Below are 3,463 nucleotides of genomic sequence, written 5' to 3'. Positions count from 1 at the left end.
TCTTCGGCTACCTCACCCCAGCCGAGACCAGACAACGGCACCAACACGCCCTCACGGCATAACCATCGAGTGTCCAAGATCACGGGGAAACTTCAACCACACGCAGCCGACACAGCCTGCCTGGAGAGAACGCGCCCTCAATGCCGAAGAGGCACTTGCCCAGACACAGCGCGAAATCCTCACTCAGCGCACCCACATCGCAGCACTCCTCGGCAAGATCCGCGACCTTGAACACGATCTCCCCGAAGGCTCACTTCAGCGGATCGTCACCGAGAACACCAGCCTGAAGCAGCAAGCACGACAGCTCACCCAGGACAACCAACGCCTCCAAGCCCGTCTGGCCAGCGCCCGCCAGAACAACCGCTTCCTGGACAAGCGAGTCGCAGATCTTGAAGCCCAACTCGCGCCCTACCTCACCGCCCCACCTCCGCCGCCGTGACCCAGTCGCAGTGCAACGCCGGCTGAAAACGGCGCGCTTCCTCGTTCGCCGTCACACCCAGTCAATGCCGAGGGATGCGAGCGCTGCGAGTCTGTCGGGAGCGAGCTTCGTCCTACGGGTCTTCTGGTTCATGATCCATACCCCAAGCCGGACCTCCGTGCCGTCCTCCAGCCGCTCTGTGTGGGCCCTGGGGACCGTCACAGAGCCCTCGCGGGCCTTGTACTGCGTCAAGGCCGCAACGCCCCGCTCGAAGGCCCCCACGGGCGTCGTAGACGGCTTCGCGAGCTCCTTCGGCTCGGGGGTAATTGGCGTGATGCCGAGTTGTTCCAGGCGTTCGCGTTGCCCGTCGGTCAGGGCCTGCCACACCTCGGGCTTGCGCTGCTTGGCCAGCCATTTCCCGATGTCCATCCCGTGCACGGTGAACCCGGGCAGAACCTCCACCGCGCCGGCTTGGCCTTCTTCGTCGGCCACTAGCTCGCGCAGTGCGGCGTAGTGCCGCTGCCAGTCGGCCGGCCACTCCGGGTTCCAGTCCTTGTCCACGGCTTCCAGTGCCGTCTTCCATTCGGGGTGTCCGTCGAGGGCGCCGGGGCGGCGCAGGTTCGAGAGCCACTGCCCGACCGGCTTGTCGAGCGCTGTCGCAGTGCGGGGGGCGCAGAGTGTCCAGTGCTGGTCGTAGTAGGCCATGGCGGCTTCCAGGTTCTCTTGGAACCTCTCATCCGCTACGGACCAGACCATGCCGAGCTGTTCGAGCCGCCTCGCGCGTTGGCCGGTCATCTGCCCGGCTGCGTAGGCGCGTCGTTGTTCTGCGACCCATTGCCCGAGCGGTGTCGCGCCTTCGCGGTGTCCGTAGGGCACCCTGGCGTTCCCGACCCGTTCGACGTACGTCTTCAGCTTGGCCCAGCCGCGTGCCCAGTCCTGGCGTTCGGTGTCGATCACGTTGAAGGAGACCCAGTCGGCGACCATCACCGGATCGCGTGGGGCGGCGAAACGGAGCAGCAACCGTGATTCGGCTTCGCCTTCCTCGGGCGGCGTGCCGATGTTGACGGACGGTTGGGCGACATCCTTCTGAGGCTCCTGGGGAATGGCGAGCAGCTCGACGGCTTCTTCATCGTGAGCGCGCAGACCTTCCAAGACTTTCACCAACGGGCGATACGACCCCGAGGTGAACATATCCTCTGGCATTTCTCCGGGCTGGAGGAAGACAGGCACGATCAAGGAGGCGAGTTTGCCCTGTCCGGGCTTCTGTCGGAGTGCCCGGCCGATGGCTTGGACGATGTCGTGCGGCGCTCCCTTGGGTTCCAGCAGGGCGACGGAGTCCACCGCGCGGATGTCGACGCCCTCGCCCAGGACCCGGCAGTTGGAGAGCACGGCGCGCTGCGCCGTGGACCCGAACGAGCCGAGAACCTCCTGCCGGTGCTCAGGGACGTGCTCGCCGCACAGCCAGTCGGCCCAGATGCGCTTGGGGTATGTCTCGGGCTGATCCGCGTGCAGCTTCGCCGCCACTCGCTCCAGTCCTTCCGCGTATGCCTGGGCCTCGATGGTGCGGTGGTGGAAGGTGATGCACGTCGACAGGTTGTGCTCCGCCATCGTGTGCAGGAGCGCGGCCTGCAAGGCCCCGAGCCGCTGCCCCCGCACCTCTTCGCTGCGCCGCTCCTCGCCCATCAGCCGTTCCGGAGTGACGACCGGGTCCTTCAGCTCCAGCACGATGATCTGATACCGCGCCAGCAAGCCCCGGGAGACGGCAGATGCGAGCGAGAGCTTGTAGAGGACGGGCCCGAAGACCTTCTCGTCGTCCATGGAAGCTGCCATCTCTCGTGGCAGCGGGTCACGGACTCCTTCGGCGATCTCCCGGTTGAGCCGCTCTTCCCAGATCCGCGGGGTGGCCGTCAGGTGCAGCCGCCGGGAGGCCGGGATGACGCTCTGATCGTGGATGGCCGCCCAGGCCTTACCCATCGAGCCACTTGTCCTGTGGGCCTCATCAACCACCGCGAGGTCTACTCGATCAAGCTTCTGACCGTAGACACCCTCGAACGCCTCCGCCAGAACACTCAAAGACGCGTAGGTGGCGAAGATGGTCACCGGCCCCTGCCCGTGCCACAGCGCCAACTGGATCGGATTCGTCGTAGAGCGCACCTTCAACGACCACAGCCCCGGATCGTCTTGAAGCGAACACACCGCCACCGCCGGCCCCTTGTGCCCGGCCTCGTGCCACGCCCTCACCGTCTGCGCCAGCAGATCCAGCGTCGGCACCAACACCAGCACCCGCCCCCGGGGCACAAGCCGCCTCGCCGCCACCGCCGCCATGATGGTCTTCCCCGTGCCACACGCGGCGTGCACCTGCCCGCGAAGACCATTCCAGGGGATTCCACCCGGCGGAACATCAAGACCGCGCACAATGGCGGCAACGGCCTCGATCTGGTGATCACGCAGCTTCACGGCCATGCCCCGTGTTCTCCTTCTCGCGGAATGCAGCGCGTAATAGCAAATGGAATCCAGGCGTAAGGTGCGCGGCGGTAGGGGTGTAGCACCTGATCCCAGACTCTACACAGTCATGACTCGTGATGCATCATCCGCGCATCAACTTCTGCGCCCGAGGGCAACACCTGACTCAATCCCATCCACGAACGGCCAGTTGTCCTATATGCTGACAGGGCGTTCGTGAACACGTCGGGACAGTCAGACGATGGGGGAGGGGTTCAGGGTGGAGCGCAGAGGAACCCGTCGCTACCGTGAGGCCGGCACCCCGTCAGGCCGACGCTCTGTCACATCCGTTGGCCGGGATAGTAGCTGGGAATCCCAAGCCCTACACAGACCCGCACGTGATGCACTCACCCCTTGCTGCCAGCCCCAAGAATCCCGCTTGCGGGATTCCGTCAATTCGCGCTTGCGCGAATTGACACGCACTCAGAATTCCGCTTGCGGAATTCGATTCTCGGCGCTTGCGCCGGGAATCTGGCGGAGCGTCAGCGGAGCCGCTCCCTATGCAGCGCGTCAGCGCTGCATATCCCGCGGAGCGGGATATGC

1 protein-coding gene and 1 pseudogene are annotated in these 3,463 nt (G+C 65.4%); one reads left to right on the top strand and one right to left on the bottom strand.

Translation table 11 applies throughout. The features are described 5' to 3' along the window. Nucleotides 1-439: pseudogene (locus ABZT06_RS50325) on the top strand (hypothetical protein); the annotation flags it as partial. Nucleotides 440-490: 51 nt separating this feature from the next. On the opposite strand, the gene ABZT06_RS50320 reads toward ABZT06_RS50325, so the two are convergent. Next, nucleotides 491-2,881 (bottom strand): Helicase associated domain protein, encoded by a 2,391-nt coding sequence (locus ABZT06_RS50320; RefSeq protein WP_355756623.1) that lies wholly within the window; start codon nt 2,879-2,881, stop codon nt 491-493. Between the last annotated feature and the right edge of the window lie 582 nt (nt 2,882-3,463).

The organism is Streptomyces sp. NPDC005483 (assembly GCF_040606035.1).
GTDB lineage: Bacteria > Actinomycetota > Actinomycetes > Streptomycetales > Streptomycetaceae > Streptomyces.
This window is presented reverse-complemented; position numbering and strand designations above follow the sequence as displayed.